This is a genomic window from Stenotrophomonas sp. P5_A8 (assembly GCF_056400545.1).
On the sequence record NZ_JBFULB010000454.1, the window covers coordinates 1 to 2403 of the forward strand.

General features: G+C 67.0%; 1 protein-coding gene. It reads right to left on the minus strand.

The window, feature by feature from the left end:
* Window positions 1-325: 325 nt before the first annotated feature.
* Window positions 326-2401, minus strand: a complete 2076-nt coding sequence (locus tag AC1DQP_RS19465) for a M13 family metallopeptidase (protein WP_478052297.1) — start codon at window positions 2399-2401, stop codon at window positions 326-328.
* Between the last annotated feature and the right edge of the window lie 2 nt (window positions 2402-2403).

A 2403-nucleotide genomic window follows, 5' to 3' on the forward strand; every position in this document is an offset into this window, starting at 1 on the left:
ACCCTCGACAGTTGGCTGGTGGCCATGGGCAAGACTTGAAGGCACAAAGCGAAGGGCACAGAGCAAAGAAGCGCGGGGCACAGAAGCGAAGCGGCGCAGTTCAAGAATCACGGTCCGATGCGGGCCTGCGCGGCGATTTTCCCTCGGCTGTTTCGGTGCGCAACGGCACACTCCCGCCCGTACCCGCCCAAGCCAGTAGAAGCGCACACCCTCTGCTATTGATCTGGCTTCTGCTCTTCAACGCATAAAGCAGCAGCAGGGAGACAAAAAAACGGGCGCCGAAGCGCCCGTTTTTCTGCATTTCATCGCAACGCGATAAAACCCATCACCACACTTTGACCCGCTTGTCCGRCGCCAGGTACAGCTTCTGGCCTTCCTTCACCTCGAAGGCCGGGTACCACGCGTCCAGGTTGCGCACCGTCAGCGCGCGGAACTGGCCCGGTGCATGCACGTTGGTCAGCAGCGAATTGCGCAACGCCTGCTCGCGCGCCTTGCTGCGCCAGGCCTGCGCGAAGCCCAGGAAGAAGCGCTGATCGGGCGTGAAGCCTTCCAGCGTCTGCCCCGGCTTGCCCTGCAGCGACAACTGGTACGCATCGTAGGCCGTGGCCAGACCGGCTACGTCGGCGATGTTCTCGCCCAGCGTCAGACGCCCGTTCACCGACACGCCCKGGAACGGCTGGTAGCTGCTGAACTGCGCCGCCAGCGCATCGCCGGCCGCGTTGAACTTCTTCAGATCGTCCGGCGTCCACCAGTTGTGCAGCTTGCCGGTCTCATCGAACAGCGCACCGGCATTGTCGAACCCGTGGCTGATCTCGTGGCCGATCACCGCACCGATCGCACCGTAGTTGACCGCATCATCGGCCGCACCGTCGAAGAACGGCGGCTGCAGGATCGCGGCCGGGAACACCAGCCGGTTCTCCAGCGGCACGTTCATCGCGTTGATCGTCTGCGGCAGCATCGCCCACTCGCTGTGGTCCACCGGCTTGCCGAGCTTGGCGATGTTGCGCTGGTATTCGAACTGCTCGGCGCGCGCCGCATTGCCCAGCGCGTCGTCGCGCTTGATTTCAAGGCCGGTGTAGTCGCGCCACGTGTCCGGGTAGCCCATGCCGACGGTCAGCCCGGCCACCTTGGCCTTGGCGTGCGCCTTGGTCTGCGGCGACATCCAGTCCAGCGCATCGATGCGCTTGGCGAACGCGGCGATGATGTTCTTGGCCATTTCATCGGCACGTGCCTTGGTGGCCGGGTCGAAGTGACGCTCCACGTACAGTTTGCCGATCGCCTCGCCGACGGCGTGGTTGCTGTCGTCCACCGCACGCTTCCAGCGCTCGCTCTGCTGCGGCGTGCCGTTGAGGGTGGTGCCGTGGAAGGCGAAGCGCGCGTCGGCGAAGGCCTTGGGCAGGTACGGCGCGGCGCGGTCCAGCGCGTGGAACGCCAGGTAGTCCTTCCACACGTCCAGCGGCTCGGTGGCCACCAGGCGCGAAATGCCGGCCACGGCCTTGGGCTGCCACACGATGAAGTCCTGCTGCGCATCCAGCTTGGCCCCGGCCAGGAAGGCCGGCCAGTCCATGCCCGGCGCCTTCGCGCTCAGGTCGGCCTGCTTCCAGGCGTTGGCGCCCTTGGCCACGTCGTTGGTGTCTTCCTGGGTGGCATGGGCCTGGGCGATTTTGGTCTCCAGCGCCAGGATGCGCTGCGCCTTGGCCGCCGGATCGGCGACGCCGGCCAGCTGCAGCATCTGCGCGATATAGGCCTGGTACTGCTTGCGCAGCTCGGCCATGCGGCCACCCTGCAGGTAGAAATCGCGGTCCGGCAGGCCCAGGCCGCCCTGCACCAGGTAGGGCGCGTTGCGGTCCGGCTGCAGCAGGTCCACCGACACCCACACCCCGAACAGGCGGTCGGTGTAGAAGTTGGTCGCATTCAGCAGGTCCACGTCGGCGCGCAGGGTGCCGCCCAAGGTGGTGGCCAGCGCGGCCTTGTCGGCGATGCCGCCGATCGCGTCCAACTCCGGCTTCACCGCCGCCACGCCGCGCGATTCGATGCCGGCCTCATCCATGAACGCGGCGTAGTAGTCGCCGATCAGCTTGGTCTCGCCGCTGGCCTTGGTATCGGCAGCGGCCCCTTCGAGGATGGCGCGGGTATCGGCCAGGGTTTTCTCGGAGATGACATTGAAGCTGCCGTAGCTGGAGCGGTCGGCGGGAATCTCGGTGTTCTTCACCCAGGTGCCGTTGGCGAAGCCGAAGAAGTCATCGCCGGCGGCGACGCTGCGGTCCATGCCGGCGGCATCGAAGCCGAAGCTGCCCAGCTGCGGCTTTGGCGCGGCCGGTGCGGCGGTGGCGGCGGTGTCCGGCGTGGTGGCGGCAGGGGCGGCCGCGTCGCGGTCGCAGGCGCTCAGGCCCAGCGACAGGC